The 20,260-nt window shown below is 63.7% G+C and carries 7 protein-coding genes; all 7 read left to right on the top strand.

Translation table 11 applies throughout. The features are described from left to right. Window positions 1-236: 236 nt before the first annotated feature. The 7 genes from U5A08_RS17060 to U5A08_RS17030 all read left to right on the top strand — a co-directional run bounded on the left by U5A08_RS17060 (window position 237) and on the right by U5A08_RS17030 (window position 20,223). Complete coding sequence (locus U5A08_RS17060; protein WP_321847603.1) at window positions 237-1,409, top strand: substrate-binding domain-containing protein; 1,173 nt, start codon at window positions 237-239, stop codon at window positions 1,407-1,409. A 228-nt stretch (window positions 1,410-1,637) separates the two neighbouring features. Beyond that, window positions 1,638-14,258, top strand: a complete 12,621-nt coding sequence (locus U5A08_RS17055) for a filamentous hemagglutinin family protein (protein ID WP_321847601.1) — start codon at window positions 1,638-1,640, stop codon at window positions 14,256-14,258. 756 nt (window positions 14,259-15,014) lie between these two features. Next, window positions 15,015-15,608 carry a transposase gene (locus tag U5A08_RS17050; RefSeq protein WP_253400402.1) on the top strand — a complete coding sequence of 198 codons (594 nt, stop codon included), beginning with the start codon at window positions 15,015-15,017 and terminating at the stop codon, window positions 15,606-15,608. Between the two features lie 59 nt (window positions 15,609-15,667). Next, window positions 15,668-17,254: a ShlB/FhaC/HecB family hemolysin secretion/activation protein gene (locus tag U5A08_RS17045; RefSeq protein ID WP_321847599.1), complete on the top strand. Its 1,587-nt coding sequence runs from the start codon at window positions 15,668-15,670 to the stop codon at window positions 17,252-17,254. Window positions 17,255-17,278: 24 nt separating this feature from the next. Further along, window positions 17,279-19,078 (top strand): DUF2341 domain-containing protein, encoded by a 1,800-nt coding sequence (locus tag U5A08_RS17040; RefSeq protein WP_321847597.1) that lies wholly within the window; start codon window positions 17,279-17,281, stop codon window positions 19,076-19,078. A gap of 11 nt (window positions 19,079-19,089) precedes the next feature. Then, window positions 19,090-19,515: an ExbD/TolR family protein gene (locus tag U5A08_RS17035; protein WP_017849147.1), complete on the top strand. Its 426-nt coding sequence runs from the start codon at window positions 19,090-19,092 to the stop codon at window positions 19,513-19,515. A gap of 3 nt (window positions 19,516-19,518) precedes the next feature. Beyond that, on the top strand, window positions 19,519-20,223 hold the full coding sequence (locus U5A08_RS17030) for an energy transducer TonB family protein (RefSeq protein WP_253396584.1): 705 nt from the start codon (window positions 19,519-19,521) through the stop codon (window positions 20,221-20,223). Window positions 20,224-20,260: the final 37 nt, after the last annotated feature.

Genomic DNA, 20,260 nt, shown 5'->3' with positions numbered 1-20,260 from the left:
CGCTGTCACCTGCCTCAAAACCGCTCAAAACCGTGACCAAAACACCCGAGAATCTTTTTAAAAATCAAGCCCTTCCTCCCGAGGTTTTTTCCCATTGCTGTCATCGGAAGCTGCGAAATTCTCTAGCCATGGCCTCACCCCCAGCCACCCCCGGAACAGGGCTTGGGACCGGAGCCATGGCGTCATGCAAGAGCTATCTACCTCAAACGTACAAACACGACGAAAGGAGATTCTTCATGTTTAAGCGCACTATGATCGCGGCCTCTTTGGCAGTTGCAGCACTGGCTTCGGCCCAATCCATGGCCGCAGTGGTCGGTGGCGGGGCTACCTTGCCGGAAAAACTCTACGGCAGCACTGCCACATCGACGACGGCTACCGGCATCCTCTCTGCCAGCATTCCAGGTTTTAGCCCCTACATCGGTGTGGGCAGTGGCGACGGCAAGAAGGCGTTCTTCGGTAACGATTCGACCAAGTTGAAATTGGCCGCCGGTATCACCGTCGACTATGCCGGTAGCGACTCGGTGGTGAGCGCCGCGGAACTGGCTGCTTACAACGCTGATACCGTTAAAGGCCGCGCCGCTTATGGCCCGCTGGTTCAAGTCCCGGCTGAAGCCACTTCGGTGACCGTGCCTTACCGCATCGACGGTAAAACCTCGCTGCAGCTCACCAGTGCTCAGTTGGCCGATATCTTCGCCGGCAAGATCACTAACTGGAAAGACGTGCAATTCAACGGGGTTGCCGGTCCAGACCTGCAGATCAAAGTGGTCTACCGTAATGAAACCAGCGGGACCACCGAGATTTTTACCAACCACCTCAAAGCGGTAAAACCCGCGTCGGTACCGAATGTCAGCAACAGCTTCGTCACCGCTATCGGCTTTGACCCAGCCACCAGCGCTCCGCTCGATTCAAGCTACCTCGCCGTAACCGGTAGCCAAGGTGTCGCCACCGCGATCACCAATAACAACGGTGCCATCGGTTACGTCAGCCCTGACTACGCCGCGTTCAACAGCGCCGCCGCCGTTGCCTCGGTCAATGGCTTCCTGCCGACTGAAGTGAACGTTCAAGCTTCTCTCGATACTATTGCGCCGCCGACCGTCGGTTCCACCGCCGCCGCCGACCCGTTGAACTGGGTCCCTACGTTTGCCAACCCGACCGCAGGCTACCCCATCGTCGGCTACACCAACCTGGTCTTCAGCCAGTGCTACAAAGACACCAATGACAACGCCCGCATCCAGACTTTCCTGAAGCGTCACTACACCGGCGTGAACAACGCTGCTATCAGCAGCCACTCGTTCATTCCGTTGTCCACCACCTGGCAGAAAGCGGTCTACGACAACTTCGTTGCCACCACCAGCTCGCTGCGCATCGGCGACACCAACACCTGCAACGGTATCGGTCGTCCGCTGTAACACCCCGTCTCGACAGGGTTGGCCCCACAACCGGCAATGACTTCGCGTCATTGCCGGTTTTGTCATTGCGCATCGCGACCTGCCAGTTGAACCGCGTTGTATGAACATTGTGTGACATCAGTTCGGTCGCCCCCCTCGGCAACCGCCTTAAGCAATAACCACAACACGTGCCCGCGCAGTGTTCGCGCGCCCGTCGTTCGCCTGCCCCGTCAAAAGGACCTGTAAGTGATGCGTTCCCGTCTGAAGCTGCCTGCCAACCGCGCCGCCAACGTGCCTGCCACTGCCGGTCAAGCGGTGTTGCGCCTTAAACCCCTGGCCCATGTGATCGCACTGCTGGTGTTTACCGGTGGTGCCCACGCGGCGCAACCCCAGGCATTCAGTTCGGGTTGGTTTGCCGCCAAGGGCGTGACGCAGGCCGATGGCGGCGCGCGCCCTGGCGCGACGTTGCCGGGAACGCCGCCGCCGTTGGCCCAGCAACAGGCGCTTGGTCAGCAGTTGCAACGCTCCTTTCAGACCCTCAACACCAGCGTCGCCGCAATTGCCGCGCAACAGGCGGCGCAGGCCGCTGCCCGCAATAACGCCAGCGCGGGGCCGGAGACGATCCATAACGGCCTGGGCGGCAACGGCTTGAATGTGGTGATCGGCGCGGATGGCAAGCCGCTGTTCGTCAATGCCGAGGGGCCGGTGCAAACCGATGCCAACGGCAAGACGCTGGTGTCGATCAAGCAAACGGCCGATAAGGCGATCCTCAATTGGGACACCTTCAACATCGGTCGCAACACCACCGTGCAGTTCCAACAGAACAGCGATTGGGCCGCGCTCAACAAGGTCAACAACAGCACGGCGCCGAGCCAGATCCAAGGGGCGCTCAAGGCTGACGGCACGGTGCTGATCCTCAACAGCAACGGCGTTGTGTTCAGCGGCAGCAGCCAGGTCAACGTGCGCAACCTGGTGGCTGCCGCCACGGGCTTCAGCGATGAGCAATTCACCGCCAAGGGGCTGTACAGTTCAAGCAACAGCGCGCCCGGTTTTACCCAGGCCGCCGGCAAAGTGACGGTCGAGCGCGGCGCGCAGATCCAGACCCAGGTGCCCGCCACCTCCACTGCGGGCGGCGGTTATGTGCTGTTGCTCGGCAAAGAGGTGGAGAACGCCGGGACCATTTCCACCGCGCGAGGCCAGACCACCCTGGCGGCGGGCGACAGCTTTGTGATCAAGAAGGGCTACAGCACCGATGGCAATGTCGCGTCCACCACGCGGGGCAATGAAGTCAGCGTCACCGGCAACGGCAAGGTCAGCAACAGCGGGCTGATTCAGGCCTCCACCGGTGACATCACCCTGGCCGGCCAGCAGGTGTTGCAAAACGGTGTGTTACTCGCCAGTTCGTCGGTGGAAGCCCGGGGTACCCTGCATGTAAAGGGCACGGGCAACAACGCCAGCGTGACCCTGGGCGAGGGCAGCCTCAGCGCGATTATGCTCGACAGCAGCAGCGCCCTCGACAGCCAGCGCGCCGGGCTGATGACGCCGTCGCTTGATCAGGACGGCAACATTGTGCCGGCCGATACCTACCGCCGTGATCAGTCCCTGGTGGAAATCACCAGCGACGGCACGGTGGATTTTCGCAGCGGTTCCGTGACCCTGGCCACCGGCGGCCAGGTCGGTATCAAGGCTGCGCAGCGCACCCTGGTGCGCGACGGCGCGGTGATCGACGTGTCCGGCGCCACCGGGGTCAAGGTGTCGATGGCGTCCAATAGCGTCAAGGTCAATATCCAGGGCAACGAGCAGCGCGATGCGGCGGTCAATCGCGACGGCAAGTCCCTGAATAACAACGATGTGTGGGTGGATGTCCGCGACTTGATTTTTGTCGCGGCCGGCACCAATGGCTACGCCACCGACCGCTGGTACACCGCGGGCGGCCTGCTGGAAGTGGGCGGTTATTTGGGCACCCGTAATCACGGCATTGGCGAGTGGATGGCCCAGGGCGGTACGGTGACCTTCAGCGGTAAGGACGTGGTGACCCAACAGGGGTCGCAGATCAACCTGTCCGGCGGCACCCTCGATGTGCAGGCGGGCAAGGTCCAGCAAACCTGGCTCAAAGGGCCTGACGGGCGTTTGTATGAACTGTCCACCGCGCCGGGGGACTTGCTCTACAGCGGGATTTACAAAGGCTATGAAGACCACAGCCAGCGCTGGGGCGTGACCGAGTATTACTACAACCCCTTGATCGCCCCGCGTGAGCGTTCAGAAGGTGCCTACACCGTGGGGCGCGATGCCGGACGCCTGGTCGTCAGTACCGCCAGTGCGGTTCTGGAGGGCCAGGTTGTGGGTGACACCTATCAGGGCGAACGCCAGACCCAGGCCGCGCAAAAAGGCCTGGACGGTTATGTGCAATCGCAAAAAGCCGTGGCCCGCGGTGCCCAATTCGTGGTCGGTAGTTACGTGCCGTATTACGTCAAGGACAGCGCCACGTTGCAGTACGCCCTGGGGGCGGATGCCGGCACCGTAAAAAACGTCGTGCTCGGGCAGCGGGGGGCGGCTATCGCCGCAGGTCTGGATTTGACCAGCGTACTGCCGGCCGATCGGGTGTCCACGCTCTATCTGGACACCGATGCCTTGAACGCGACGGAACTGGGGGCGATCAAAATCGCCAGCACCGGTTCGATTCTGGTCAACGGTGCGCTGGAAGTGGCCGCAGCCGGCGACATCAGCCTGTTTGCTCCGAAAATCGAGGTCAATGCCAACCTGACCGCGCATTCCGGCAGCCTGCAACTGGGTAACGTACAAACGCAGATCACCCCTGCCGGCAAAGTCGATGTGACGCTCGGCGGGCGTGGCAGCCTGACGGTGAACAACGGCGTGTCCCTGGATGCCAGCGGCCTGTGGAGTAATCAGCGGCTGGGCACCGGCGATGGCAGCCGTTTGCCCTATCTCAACGGCGGCAGCGTGGCGTTGCGCAGTAGCGGTGATATGACCCTGGCGGCAGGTAGCCGGGTCGACGTGTCATCCGGCGCGGCCCTGGATGCCAAGGGCCAGCTCACTGGCGGCAAGGGCGGTGACCTGACGCTCGCGGCCAACGCCAATAGCGCCGACAGCCGAGGCAGCCTGGCCCTCGACGGTGAGCTGCTCGGGTATGGGGTCAATGGCGGCGGGCGCCTGAGTGTGCAGGCCGGCCGGGTGCTGATCAGCGATTCGGCGGTTGCCCCAGGTACCGGGACGTTGCAGCTCAACAGCGGGTTCTTCAATAAGGGCTTTGGCGCCTATGACATCACGGGCAATGAAGGTCTGGTGGTCGCCGATGGCACCCAGCTTGCCGTGACAGCACCGGTGTACCGCCTCAATGACAACGCACAAAGCGTGGCGAGCGGTGCAGCACCACGCACCGCACTGGAGATCTGGACTGCGCCACAGTATCAGGAAAACCCCACCAAGGGCCTGTTGACCCCCCGCAAAGGCGCGAGCGTGAGCTTGCAAGCCGGTACGTTGTTGTCGACAGCGGCGCAGATGGCGTCGGCGCAACTGCGCATCGGCCAGGGCGCGCGGATCGAGGTTGATCCGGGTCAAGCGATCAGTCTACGCAGCGTTGGCCAGTTGACCGTGGATGGCAGCCTGAATGCCTGGGGCGGCAGCATCACGCTGGGCGCCGTCAGCGTGCAACCCAACGTGGCCGGTGACGTTGAAAACCAAGGCCATGGCCGTTCGATCTGGATCGGTAAACACGCAGTACTGGACGTGGCCGGGCGGGCGTTCACCGCAGTGGACAGTCTCGGCCGGCGCTACGGTACGGTCGGCCAGGGCGGCACTATCGTGATTGGCGGGGTGATCGACCCGGCCACCGGGATCGCCTCCGCCGCCAACCTGTTTGTGGTGGTGCGCGAAGGCGCGCGCCTTGACGCTTCCGGCAGCCAGGCGGTGCAGGACCTGGTCGGTGCCGGCCCGAGCGTGATCGCCAGCCGTGGCGGCAACATCTCCCTGGCATCCAACACCGGCGTGTACCTCGACGGTACGCTCAAGGCCAGCAGCGGTGGTGCCGGTGCGGCGGGTGGTTCCCTGAGCCTGGCCTTGGAAACGCCGCTGTACGCCGAATCGGCTGCGGCTCGCGTGCGGCAAGCCCGCGAATTGATTGTCAGTGCCGCTGATGCGGGCGTGCCGTTGCCCGCCGGCAGCACCCCCGAATCGGCCGCGGGCAGCCTGGCCTATGGTCATGGCCGGCTCACGGTCAGCCAGGTCGACGCCGGCGGCTTCGATAACCTGTCGCTGTTGAGCAATGGTCTGATCAGCTTCGACGGTGACGTGTCCCTGCGTCTGGGGCAGAGCCTGAGTCTGTATTCCGGGGCCATGGCGTTGACGGATGGCGCGCCCCGACAGTCCCAAGTGCTCCTGGCGGCGCCTTATGTACGCCTGGCCGGGGTTGGCAACAACAGCCAGGGCAGCGACGGCGCCGTTCGTCCGACCGTCCAGGGTGGCGTTTCCACGCAGGGTACAGCCGGGCTCTTGAGGGTTGAAGCGGCAAACGTGCTGGATGTGCGTGATAGCCTCAACTTCGGTGCCCATGCCGAGCGCTCCAAGGCGTTGGCCAACGGCATTGACCGACGCGCCTTCGATCAGGCCCAGTTGGTCAGCCTGGGGGATATGCGCTTTCTGGCCCGCAGCGCCAACAATACTAAAACCGCCTTGACCACCCAGGCCGACTTGAGCCTGACGGCGGCGCAGATTTACCCGGCTACGGGGGCCGTTGCCGAGGTCACGGCCGGCTACACGGGGCCCAACAGCGACTTTGACCCGACACGCACCTTGCGCATCGGCCGGGTCGGCAGTGAGGCCCCGGCGCAACCTTATTCAGTGTTTGGCAGCTTACTGTTGAGTGCCTCGACCATCGAACAAGGCGGCGTGTTACGGGCGCCCATGGGCGTGCTGACCTTGGGCGTGGATGGCGGCATCGTCCGATCCACCAAAGTGATCAACCTGTTGCCTGGCAGCCTGACCTCCGTCAGCGCCGGTGGCCTGGTGCTGCCGTATGGCGGGACAGTCGACGGTGTGACTTGGCAGTACAACGGCAAACAGGTGGAGTTGCTGGGCGTCGGTGGCACCTATAGCACGGGCAGTCTGGCCGTTGGTCTGCAATTGGTCGGGCGCTCGCTGAATGTGCAGCAGGACGCGGTGCTGGACCTTGCCGGTGGCGGTGAGTTGCTCGGCGCGGCGTTTGTGTCCGGGCGCGGCGGCTCTACCGATGCGCGCTACAACCCGTTGGTGCAAATCGGTACGGACGGGCGCTTTACCTTGCCGGGGCTGGCCACCAACCCGATCTATGCGATTGTTCCCGGCGCCCAGCCGGGAGTCGCGCCCAGCGGTGGCGAGCCGGGTGCGACCCAGCCGCTGGTGGGGCAACAAATCAGTATCGGCGCCGGGGTTCCAGGCTTGCCGGCGGGGACCTATACCTTGCTGCCGTCTACTTATGCCTTGTTGCCGGGGGCATTTCGGGTCGAGATCAACGGCTTGGCAACGGCGTTTGCCGCAGGTTCGACGCCGAACGCCTCGGCCATGAATAACGGTTCCTGGTCAACCGAGGGCTTCCTGTCGATTGCCCACACCGGCATTCGCGACAGCCTGTCGAGCCAGGTGATCGTCACGCCGGCGGCGGTATTGCGCCGGTATTCCCAGTACAACGAAACCCGTTACGCAGACTTCGTGCGCGCTGACGCTGCGCGCCTGGGCGTCCCGCGTGCGGCCCTTGAAGCCGACGCCAAAACCCTGAAGCTGCAACTGATCGCCGGTCAAAAAGACGTGGGGTTCACCTTTGATGGCGAGGGGCGTTTTAAACCCGCGGAGGGTGGATTCGGTGCCACTGTAGCGGTGCAGGGCAACGCCATCGAGGTGATTTCTGACACCGCCCGAGCCAGTGCCACGCCGTCGACGGTGGCAGTACGCGCCAGTGATTTGAATGCCTTGGGGGCCGCCCGTTTGGTGGTGGGCGGCGTGATGACGGTGATGTACGGCCAGGGTGGTAATTTCGCCGGGTTCGACACAGGTACCAGCGCGAACTCGGTGGTTGTGCGTCAGGGGGCGAGCTTGGCGGCGCCGGAAGTGTTCTTGATGACGGGTACGTCTTCGGGCGCCATTGAGATCGAACAAGGTGCATCGATCAACACCCTGGGGCTCGGCAAGGCTGCCTATGACTCGGATGATGGTTTTATCTATCGACCAGGCGCTCACAGTGTCCTTGCAGTGTCCAATGGGCGCTTGCAGATGCTGGCCCCAACCGCTGGCGATAATAATAGAGGACCAGGCAGCATCCTGATCGGCCAGTGCAATCCAGGGGCTTGCAGCGGTGAAACGTCGCTGTATTCCGAGGGCTCGATCGCCTTTGCCACCACCAACCGCTTTGCCTTGAGTGACGGTGTGCGCTACGGCACCCGTCATCTGGCGCTGGCGGTGGGTGGGATCAACGTCGGCAGCCCCGAGGCGTTGGCCGAGGCCGCCGCGCGTGGCGTGTTGCCGTCGGGCTTGACCCTCAATCAGCACGTGATGGATCGCCTGTTGCGCGGCGATACCTCACGCGGCGCACCGGCCCTGAAAAGCCTGGCACTGACAGCTGGGCAATCCTTGAACTTCTATGGCAGCGCCACCCTGAGCACCCTCGACAGCTCGGGTAAGTCACTGCTGGATGAACTGTTACTGACGACTCCGGCGATCTATGGATATGGCAACGCGGCGGATGTGGCGTTGATCCAGACCGGCACCTTGGTGTGGGGAGGCGATACCAATGCGCCGCCGGCCGTGATCAACCAAGGTGCGGGCACCGGCAGCGGCACCCTGGAGCTGCAGGCCCGGCGCATCGAATTCGGCTATGGCCGCAACGCCCAGCCCGATGGCCTGACCGAGAATGGCCGCATGACCCTGGGCTTTGCCAATGTCCACCTCAACGCCGACGAACGCATTACGGCCAACCACAAAGGCAGCCTGGCGGTGCATCAGTCCCAGGGCGCTTATGAAGCGGGCAAGGGCTTTGCCTACAGTGGCGGCAACTTGACCATCACCGCGCCGCTGTTGACCGGTGAAGCCGGTTCGGTCAACCGGATCACCGCCGGTGGCGCAGTGACCGTAGTGGCCCCGACCAACGGTGCGGCCTCGGCGGATGCGACGGCCATCGACGCGTTGGGCGCCGAGTTATTGCTGTCCGGGCGCAGCGTGGCGGTCGATACGGCGGTGGTGTTGCCCAGCGGCAAGCTGACCCTCAGCGCCGACGAAGCGCTGACCCTAGGCGCCTCTTCGCGTCTGGACCTCAGTGGTCGCACCGTGCGGAACAACGACGTGAGCAAATACAGCTGGGGCGGTGACGTCAGCCTGGAAAGCCGCCACGGCAACATTTATCAGGCGGCAGGTGCACTCGTCGACCTGTCAGCCCGATACAACCAAGGTGGCCTGCTCAAAGCCGTGGCGGTGGACGCCGGAGCCGGGCAGGTCGACTTGCAAGGGCAGATCCGCGCCGGTAGCAGCGGCTATTACGATGCCGGTGGCACCCTGGTGCCGTACCAGGCGGGTGGGGTGGACATTCGTGCGCAGCAGATGGGGGATTTCGCCGCGTTGAACCAACGCTTGAACCAGGGGCAGGTGTGGGGTTCGCGCAGCTTCCAGCTCAAGCAGGGCAACCTGGTTATCGGCGATGAACTCAAGGCCAATCAGGTCAATGTCTCGGTGGATAACGGCAGTTTGACGGTGGTAGGCACTGTCGACGCCAGTGGTGAGCGGGTCGGCAGTATCCGCCTGGCCGGCAAGCAGGGCCTGACCCTCGCCGGCAGTGCGGTGCTGGATGCCCACGGTACGGCGTTGCGGGTCGACAGCTACGGCAAAATCATCGATGCGCCGAACCGGGCGATGGTTGAACTCAACAGCGGTGACGGTCAATTGACCTTGGCCGATGGCGCACGTATCGACGTGCGCCACGGCACGGCTGCGGTCCTGGGCCGTGGCCCGGGGCAATACGACGGCCTGGCCCGTGGCACCCTGGAACTGAATGCCCCCCGGCTGAATGCCAATGATGTGGCCATCGATGCGCGCGGGCGCGTCGATATCCTTGGCGCCCGCTCCATCGCGCTGAACGCCGTCGCCCGTTACACCGATGCGCCGCTCGGCGTTGAGCCGTCGGCCAGTGGCCGGCCGTATCAGGTGATCGATCAGGATTACCTGAATAAAAAACACGCGCTCAGTGAAACCTTTATCAACAATGCCTTGAATAACCTCGGGTTGACGCAAGGCAAGCTGGCGGGCTTGAACAACGGCCGCTACGCCGACGCCTTCCACCTGCGCCCAGGCGTGGAAATCGTCACCGAAGGCGATCTGGTGGTCAGTGGCGACCTGGACCTGTCGGGCATGCGCTATGCCAGCCTCAACCGCAATACGCCGAAGACGTCGGTGTATGGTTCGGGCGAGGTCGGCAGCCTGGTGGTGCGTGCCGGTGGCAACCTGGACGTCTACGGCAGCATCAACGACGGTTTTTCCCCGCCGCCGCCCACCCCGGACGACAACGGCTGGGTGCTGACGCCCGGCCTGCAAGGGTTCGGCAGCGATGTGATCGTGCCCGGCCCGGGTGTGGTGCTGGCAGAGGGCAGTGCATTCCCCACTGGCAAGACCCTCAACTACTCGTTACCGATCCAGGCCACCACGCTGGCGCAAGGCACTGTGCTGCCGACGCAGGGCATCCTCGATGCGCCACTGACCCTGCCGGCCAATACCGTGTTGAGCGCGGCGGTGCGCGACAGCGCCGGCAACCTGCTGTATGCCGCCGGCACGTTGTTGCAACAACCTGTGGTGCTCGCTGCCGGTACACGACTGGACGCCGGCACGGTATTGGCGGGCGCTGCCGCCCTGCGCGCGATGACCTGGCCGGCCGGCGTGCCGTTACCCAGCCGAGGGGTGCTGAGCGGCAGTGCGACCGACGGTGTTTTGCTGGCTGGGAACCTGGCTCTCAAGGTTGGCGCGCTGATTCCTTATGGCACGGACGTCAAACTGCCGAACGGCGCGCTATCGGTGCCGTTGCGCACCGTGACCGGCGCCACGGCACGCCAGAACTGGGCTGTGGCACCGATGTTGGCCGAAGGCTCGCAGTCGTGGTCGTTGCGTTTGGTGTCCGGTGCTGATACCCAGGCGGCCGACACGCGTTCGATCCAGCCGGCCTTTGCCGGCGACCTGACCCTGGCGGACACGCACTACGGCATTTACGAGACTCACAGTAAAACCATCATCCCGGGGCAACCGGCCCGGCCAGGCGGCGCCTGGTACTGGAGTGACTTTGCCGCCGAACTGTTCGGCGTCACGGCGGGTACTCCGGTGCCGGAGTCCGAGTGGACTTCTTGCCCGGACTTTTGCGTGCGCGTCAACTACGTGTGGAGCGACTTAGCCGAGTTGTTTGGCTTTACTCCCGGGGCGCCGGTGTCACCCGAAAACGAAAGCATGTGCGACGCAGATCTGTGCGTTTCCTTGGGCGAACCCACTCCAGCAATCCCTGAGCAGGTGATCGTCGGGCCGGTCAAACTGGTTTCACCCGTGAGTCAGCATTTCAGTGTGCTGCGCACCGGCACCGGTGATCTGGATCTGATCGCTGCGGGCAACGTCTCAATGCAATCGCCCTACGGCGTGTACACCGCAGGGGCCTCCAGCGCGTCTCGCGCAGGCAGCGCCGCCGCCGACTTCAACCGGGCTCGCGCCACCGCTGCGGATGGGACGGTACTGGGTAGCGCGGCCAAGGCGTATGAAGCCTTGGTCGATGAAAGCAGCGCCAGCCCTTACGCCGCCTGGTACCCAGACGGGGGCGGCAACGTGTTGCTGCGCACTGGCGGTAGCCTGACGGGCGCTGTCTGGACGCCGATGCAAGATAGGCCAATGGACAATGACGGTCGCAGCCAACTCAACAGTGCGAACCTGGGCAACTGGTTGTGGCGCCAAGGCACAGGCAGCGCGGCGGGTGTCACCCCAATACCGACCAGTTGGTGGATCAACTTCGGCACTTATGTAAAGGGCGAAAGTGGTGCTGCCAACCGGTATTTTGACGACGCCGCACAGATAGACCAGCTGCCACGCCTGGTGGGGTTCACCGGTGTCGGCACGCTGGGCGGCGGCAACCTGACCCTGGACCTGGGCAGCGATGGCGGCATGCAGACGCGCCGTGGCTCCGTGGATGGGTTGAGAGCACCACGCAGTGAAGGCCTGGTGTTGGCGGTGGGGAGTACCGGGCGGGTGGTGGACGGTCAATTGCTGTTGACGGGGGGCGGCGACCTGGATGTACGCATGGGCGGCGATTTGAACCCTGGGCTGGACGCTCGTGCGACCCGCAGTAATACCGCCAGCTTGCAGTCAGTCGACTATAAGGCACAAACACTCAGCCTCAATGGCGTGCTGACCAACCTGCGTGGCGCCTTGAACCTGCAGGCAGGCAGCCTGGGGGGCATTGCCTTGAACTACGGCAGTATGCGTAACGATCAGGATGTCAAGGAAAGCCGAGCCTACTCGCCGTACACCGCAAGCCTGGGCACGGCCACGGGCGGGATCACCTTGATGCTGGGCGACGCCACGGCCACCCTGTCGACGCGAGGTGACCTGGTGTTGGCGGGGACCGGCGACCCTGGACGCGTCTCTACCGAAAATACCCAAGCGTTCAGTTACAACGGTAGCGCTTATGGCAATGGCACCACATGGTTCTCATTATGGACCGAGCGTACCGCCATCGACTTGTTCTCCGCAGGTGGCAGTTTGACGCCTAGCGTGCAGAGCATGTCGCTGAGCGCCAATGGCCAGCTTAATCCGCTGCCCGAGCAAAACTACTCCAGTTCGGATGGGCGTTTCATCTTCCCCTCCAAGCTCGGCGTGGTAGCAGCCAATGGCAGTATTTATCTCGGCGCATCCGCGCTGGGTGCTGGCCCGCTGCCTAACAATCCTGCTTATTCGCTGTTATTGGCGCCGTCGAGCAAAGGACGATTGGCCATGTTGGCGGGGGACTCAATTTACGCCAGCGGTTATGCGGTCAACCAGTCGGGTGACAGCCAGGGTGCTATACCAACGCCGTTCGCGCCAGCCTTTGTCGGCAGGAATGGGTTCAGCCTGGTCGTCAACAACCTGGGCAGTGACGCGATACAGGACGACTTTTCCTTGTTCGCCTTCCGCAGCGCGACTGATCTTGCGCGTCCGGCTTCCCAGGCAGAGCCGGCCAGGTTTTATGCCCAGCAGGGCGACATCGTGGGGTTGCGCAGCGGTGAGATCCTGACGTTCGGCAGCCCGCGCCAAGGCCAGGTCCGCTATGAGTCCGCAGGCCCGGTCTGGATGCGGGCGGGGCGCGACATTGTCAGTTCAGGTACCGATATGGGCTCGTCGACGGTGCTTCCTAAACTGTTGGGTTACAACGGCGATTACTTGGGTGAAAGCCGCGGCAACCTGTTCGTTCACAGCCGCCCAGAGGACGTGTCGGTGGTTTCCGCCGGGCGCGACATTCTCTACAGCAGCTTCAACGTCGCCGGCCCCGGCACCCTGGAAGTCAGTGCCGGGCGCAACCTGTTGATGGCTGACAAAGCATCCATCACCAGCCTGGGACCGGTGGCGGTGGGCGACTCCCGTCCGGGGGCATCTATCGTGCTGGAAGCCGGGGTCGGGCTCAACGGCCTGGATTACCTGAAGTTCGTCACGCCCTACCTGGACCGCGCCAATCAGGCGGTCGAGGGTGTCGCGCTGGCCGCACAAGCCGGCAAGGTGGCGAAAACCTACGAGGCCGAACTGTTGCAATGGCTCAACGAGCGCTACGCCTTCAGCGGCGATGCCGAGCAGGCGCGGGCGTACTTTGCAGGCTTGGGCCACGAGCAGCAACGCATCTTTGCCCGTTCGGTGTACTTCGCCGAAGTGCGCGAAGGTGGTCGCGAATACAACCTGGCCGCTGGCCCGCGTTCCGGTAGCTTTGTCCGCAGCCGCGCGGCCATCAACGCACTGTTGCCGAGCAAGGACGTGGCGGGTAACCCGATCATGTACAACGGCGACATTACCCTGTACGGCGGTGCCGGGGTGCATACCCTGTTTGGCGGCAATATCCAGATGCTCAGCCCGGGCGGGCAGCAGGTGTTCGGGATTGAAGGCAACGTGCCGCCGGCCAGTGCCGGGGTCCTCACGCAGGGTGCCGGGGATATTCAATTGTATTCCCGGGGCAGCATCCTGCTAGGCCAGAGCCGGATCATGACCACCTTTGGCGGGGCGATTCTCGCCTGGTCCAACGAAGGCGACATCAACGCCGGCCGTGGCTCGAAAACCACCGTGCTGTACACGCCGCCCAAGCGGCTCTATGACACCTGGGGCAACGTGACCTTGTCACCCAGTGTGCCAAGCGCCGGTGCCGGTATTGCCACCCTGGCACCGATTGCCGAAGTGCCGGCCGGTGACATCGACCTGTTGGCTCCGGCCGGCACCATCGACGCGGGCGAGGCGGGCATTCGGGTCTCGGGCAACGTCAACATCGCCGCCTTGCATGTGGTCAACGCGGCGAACATCCAGACCCAGGGCAAGTCGTCCGGGGTGCCGGTGACGGCCACCGTCAATACCGGCGCCATGACCTCGGCCAGCGCCGCGGGGGCGGCGGCGTCCCAGGCGGCGGAAGACGCGGCGCGCAGCCAGCAGGCGGCGGCCAAGCAGGGCAGGGCGTCGATCGTGACGGTGGAAGTGTTGAGCTTTGGCTCCGAGCCGGTGCAACGCGAACCGCAGGAACAGCCGAAGACCTCGGGGTACAACCCCAACAGCCCGGTGCAGGTACTGGGCGCCGGGCCGCTGAGCGAACAGGCGCGTGCGCGGTTGACGGATGAGGAGCGCAAGCAGATCACGTTGTAGGTGGAAGGACCTCTCGATGTACGTTTGGGGCAATCAGTGATTGCCCCGTTTTTTTTGCTGTTGGCGCGGCGGCCTAATAGCCGGCTGGTGTTTCATGGCTAACTCGGTTGGAAAGGTGGGAGGGGGCTTGCCCCCGATGGCAGTGGGTCAGTTACAGATGAATTGACTGACACACCGCTATCGGGGGCAAGCCCCCTCCCACATTTGGATCTCCATAAATCGGATATCTCCATAGATCAGATAGACCTCATTCTGCTTTTGCTCTGGCTTTTGATTTTGATCTTAGGCGCCCCGTTAAACCACGCTGGCCGAACGCAGGCTTGAATTCGTGGGTAACCCGGCAGGACGCCGGGTTAGCCGTCCTGGGCCAGGGATGGCCCATGACGGCGGCCCACGGATTCAAGCCTGCGTGAGGGCACACCGAGCACTAGCGAGGTGCCGAGTGGTGGGGCAAGAGCCTTTTGGTTACTTTGGGGCTTTTCCAAAGTGACCCGCTGTAAGAGCGGAACCGCCAGCCGCCGTTACCGAAGAACCGGATATACCCACCGACCCACCATCCGCCACGCCCAAAGAACCGGATATGTACCCGCTCCCCCCCCAAAAAAATGCCCCCCACTCAATCCAAAATGAAGCTTTCATGACAAAAGTTCGGTAGCTCCCACCCACGCCCGTCTTGCCTATGTAACGCGCTGGAGGCGGCCACAAGTCGCCTCGCCAGCCGTCAGCAGGACGCCAGGAGTGGGGCACATGGGAACTATGGAACGTTACTCGAAAGTCGGCATGCAGGAGCTCGATCAGCGCCTGTCGAAGATTGTCGAAGCCGCGCGCAAGAAGCCGGTTTCGGTGTACCGCTATGGTGCGCCCTGGGTGTGGATCGTTTCGCAGGACGATTGGCAGGGCGCCTTGAAGGAAGTCTCCAGCTACATCCCCGCGGGCCATTCGCTGGTGTTGTTGCGCCCGCAGATCGACGAAATGTTCGACCGGCACCACGCCCTGCTGCGGCCCGCACCCGGGATGCAGATCGCACCGCGCACCGTGCTGCAGATCCTGTTGCTGCAACTGCTGTATTCCGTGCCCAGCGAACAGCAACTGCACGAGCAGCTCAATTACAACCTGCTGTTCCGCTGGTTCGTCGGCCTCGACCTGCACCAGAAGGTGTGGGGCATCCAGGCGCTGCAGCGCGATATCGCCACCCTGTTGAACGACCCACGGGCGGTGCAATTGATCCAGACCATCATCGGTGACGTGTTTTGCGGTGCCTTGCTGCACATGCCGGAGTTCTCGTTGAACTTCGCCTTGTTGCACACCTGGCTGGCACGGCACAGCCAACTTTCGACAACCGGCAATTGAGCAGGCCAAACGCCGTGCAATCGGCGAGGGCGCAACATTTTAGATATTTAGGGGGCTGTGTGGAGCATCTGTTCAAGTCAACGCTGGCGCTGTGTTGCTTGGCGCTGGGCACCTTGGTGCAGCCGGCGCTGGCCGAGGAGGGCGATGCCCCGGCGCGCCGGGTGGACGTCAACGAGTACTTCGTGCGCGGCAATACCGTGCTCGATGCGGCAACGATCGAAGAGGCGGTGTACCCGTTTCTCGGCCCGCAAAAAACCCTGAACGATATCGAAGGCGCCCGCGATGCGCTGCAGAAGATCTACCAGGCGCGTGGCTACCAGTCGGTGTTTGTGGAACTGCCGGAGCAGAAGGTCGATGACGGCATCGTCTACCTGCAAGTCAGCGAAACCAAGGTCGGCCGCGTGCGGGTGGTGGGGGCCAAGCACTATTCGCCGGTGGAAATCCGCGAGGAAGTACCGGCGCTCAAGGAAGGCGCGGTGCCGGATTTCGCCAGCGTGCAAACCCAGCTGGCCGGGCTCAATCGGGGGGCCGGACGCCAGGTCACGCCGCTGGTGCGCGAGGGCCAGCGCCCCGGCACGATGGACGTCGACTTGCAGGTGGAGGACCAGAACCCATGGCACGCCAGTATCGGCCTGAACAACGACTACAGCGCCGACACCGAGAAGCTGCGCTCGGTCGCGACCCTGGGCTACGACAACCTCTGGCAACTGGGCCATAGCCTCTCGCTGACGTATTTCACCGCGCCCCAGGACAGCTCGAATGCCAAGGTCTGGTCGGGTTCCTACAGCGCGCCGCTGGATGAGCGCTGGACGCTGCAGTTCTCCGGTTACCAGTCCGACAGCAACATCGCCACCATCGGCGGCAGCAACGTGTTGGGCAAGGGCCATTCCTACGGGGTATCTGCGATCTACAACCTGCCGCTGGACGGGAACTGGGCCAACTCGTTCTCCTTCGGCATCGACTTCAAGGACTTCGACGAACAACTGAAATTCGGCGCCAGCAGCGACCAGGTGCCGCTCAAGTATGCCCCGTTCACCTTTGGCTACAACGGCTACCGCTACAGCGAAAAATCGCAGCTGGGCCTGGGGTTGAACCTGGTAGTGGGCACCCGGGCGTTCTTCGGCTACGGCAGCGATGCCGAGGAATTCCGCGCCAAGCGCTGGGACTCCAGCCCGAGTTTCGCCGTGCTCAAGGGCGATGCCAGTTACACCTACACCTTCGCCAACGACTGGCAGTCGGCGTCCAAGGCCGGCTTCCAACTGGCGTCGGGGCCGCTGGTGTCCAACGAGCAATATTCTGCCGGCGGCGCCACCTCGGTGCGCGGTTATCTGGCGGCGGAGCGCACGGGGGATGAGGGGTTGCTGCTCTCCCAGGAGTTGCGCACACCGTCGCTGGCCAAGTTCCTCGGCAGTTACGTGCAGGAGTGGCGCTTCTACGCGTTCGCCGAAGGTGCGCGCCTGCGTCTGCACGACCCGCTGCCCGAGCAGGAAGACGAATACAGCCTGGCCAGTGTCGGCCTTGGCACCCGCGCCAGTTTGAGCAAATGGTTGTCCGGCAGCCTGGATTGGGGCTACCCGCTGCTCGACGGACCAAACACCCAGAAACAGGACTCGCGACTGCACTTCAGTGTGCAGGCGACCTTCTGACCTTTTTCCCCGGAGATTCTTCCCATGCAACGCCTATTCCTGAGCCTGTTGATCTGCCTGGGCTTCGCGCTCCCGGCCACCGCCCATGCCTGGTGGCAGGACGATTGGCATTACCGCAAACAGATCAGCGTGGACACCACCGCCCAAGGCGCCGCGATCAACCAGGCCTTGGGCCGCACCGCACTGCTGGTGCGCCTGCACACCGGCAACTTCACCTTTGACGGGGTCAAGGATGACGGCAGCGACCTGCGCTTTGTCAGTGCCGATGACAAGACTGTGCTCAACCACCAGATCGAAAGCTTCGACCCGCTGATGGGCATGGCGCTGATCTGGGTCGATGTGCCCAAGGTCGAAGGCGCTCAGCGCCAAGACCTGTGGATGTACTACGGCAACCAGAAGGCCGCGGCCACCGCCAACGGCCAGCTGACGTTCGACCCGAATTACACCGCGCTGTATCACTTTGACGGGGCCAGCGGTACACCGCCACGGGACACCACGGCCTACGCCAACACCGCGCTGAATGCCACCGGCAGCAGCATCGACGGCGTCGTCGGGCGGGCCTTGCAGTTCAGTGGCCAGCCCTTGCTGTTGCCGGCCAGCCCGTCGCTGCAACATGCTGCCGGTGGTGCCTTCACGTTCAGCGCCTGGCTGCGTCTGGACCAGGCCAGCGGCGAGCAAATCGTCCTGGCCCGGCGTGAGGCTCCGCATAGCCTGTTGCTCGGGTTGAACCAAGGCATGCCGTTCGTGGAAATCGACGGTCAGCGCGGCGTCTCGACCCAGCCACTGAACCCCGGTCAATGGCAGCACCTGGCGTTCACCGCCGAGGGTGAAAAAGTCACGCTGTATGTCAACGGCCGCGAAACCGCGAGCCTGGCGGTGGCGATGCCGGCGTTCAACACCCAACTGGCGATCGGTGCCGATCTGCCGGAAGCGGCCAGCACGCACCTGCCGTTTGCCGGGGCGATGGATGAGCTGCGCCTGTCCAAGGTGGCCCGCCCGGCGACCGTGCTGCTGGCCGATGCGAGCGCCCAGGGCGCCGAGTCGAAACTGGTCGCTTACGGCGTGGATGAAGAACAATCGGGCTACGGTTTCGGCAGCCTGGGCTTTCTGCTCAACGCGGTGCCGATGGATGCCTGGGTGATCATCCTGGTGCTGGTGGCGATGATGTTCCAGTCGTGGGTCATCATGATTCGCAAGAACCGTATGGTCAGCCGTGTGAGCAGTGCCAACGAGGCGTTTCGCGAGCAGTTCGCGCAGATCGGCACCCGCCTGGAAATGTTCTACGACGACAGCGTACTCGCCGAACGCCTGACCCATTCTTCGCTGTGGCGCCTGTACTGCGTGGCGGTCAAGGAGATCCGCACCCGCCGCGCCCAGGGCGCCGACACCTCGTCGGTCTCGGCGGCGACCATCGAAGCCATCCGCTGCTCCATGGACGGCGTGCGCACCCGCGAAAACCAGGCACTCAGTTCCAAACTGTCGACCCTGTCCAACGCCATCGCCGGCGGCCCGTACATCGGCCTGCTGGGTACGGTGCTGGGCATCATGGTGGTGTTCCTCGGCACGGCCATGGCCGGTGACGTGAACATCAATGCGATCGCCCCGGGCATGGCGGCGGCCTTGCTGGCCACGGCCATGGGCCTGTTCGTCGCGATCCCCGCGCTGTTCGGCTACAACCGCCTGATCACGCGCAACAAGGAAGTCAGCGCCGACATGCGCGTGTTCGTTGACGAGTTCATCACACGCCTGGCGGAGATGCACGGTGAGGGCCAGTTCAGTGAAACGGCGCATCGCGTGCCGCACCACGCGCCGGTTTCGGCCTGAGGAGAATCGCCATGGCTTCCGTAAATGCCTCCCACGACGATGACGACGATGCCGCCGTCGACAGCATCAACATCACGCCCCTGGTGGACGTGCTGATGGTGGTGCTGGTGATGTTCATCCTCACCGCCACCGCCCAGGTCTCGGGCATCCAGATTCACCTGCCCAAGGCCAGTGCCTCGGTGTCGCTGTCGGAGGCCAAGACCAAGGCCATCTCCGTCAACGACGGCGGCCAGGTGTTCCTCGATGCCTACCCGGTCACCCTCGGCGAGCTGGAGGAGCGCCTGCGCATCGAGAAAGCGCTGAACCCGGATTTCCCGGTGATTGTGCGCGGCGACGCCACCGTGCAGTACCAGAAGGTGATCGAGGTGCTCGATTTACTGCGGCGGCTGGAGCTGTCCCAGGTCGGGCTGGTCACCGGCAAACCGAGCCAGGGCTGAGTCATGACCGCACAGATCCCGATGCCGCCGTTGCCCGTGAAGAACAAGCCGTCGTTGCGCCCGCTGAAGTGGGGCGCCGGCCTGCTGCTGGGTGCCGTGGCCGCCTGGTTCCTCTGGCAATGGGCCAATGACATGAGTGGGATACGCCGTGAAGCACCCAAGGTGCCGACCATTATCCCGTTGCCGCCACCGCCGCCACCGCCGCCGGAAAAACCCAAGGAGCCCGAGCCCCAGGTGGAGGAAAAAGTCCCTGAACCGGTGCCCACGCCGGAGCCCGAAGAGGTGAAACCGGCGGAAGAAGCGCCGCCTTCGCCGGCCGACGACTTGGCCAACCCGATGCAGATCGATGGCGATGCGCAGTCCGGTAACGACGGCTTCAACATCGGCGCGGGCAAAGGCGGTGGCATGGCCGGTTCCGGCGGCGGAGGCCTGGGTGCCGGCACGTACAAGCAATACCTGGCGGGGGTGTTTCAACGCCTGCTGAGGGAAGACCCGGAGTTGCGCAAAAAGGCCTACGCGGTACAGGCGGATGTGTGGTTGAGCGCCGAGGGCCAGGTCACGCGTGTGGAGCTGGCCAAGTCCAGCGGCGACCGCGAGACCGACGCCCAGGTGCTGGCGGCGTTGCGTGTACCGCATGCCGCGCAACGCGTTCCAGCCTCGGTGAGCATGCCGGTGCGCCTGTCCCTCAAGGGCCGGCGTCCGGATTGAACGAACCCATTTTTTGCAGTTTTTTACAGGAGTTGCT

It is taken from the genome of Pseudomonas paraveronii, assembly GCF_963681955.1.
GTDB classification, from domain to species: domain Bacteria; phylum Pseudomonadota; class Gammaproteobacteria; order Pseudomonadales; family Pseudomonadaceae; genus Aquipseudomonas; species Aquipseudomonas paraveronii.
The sequence above is the reverse complement of the archived record's forward strand: the minus strand, read 5'-3'. Positions and strand labels throughout refer to the sequence as shown.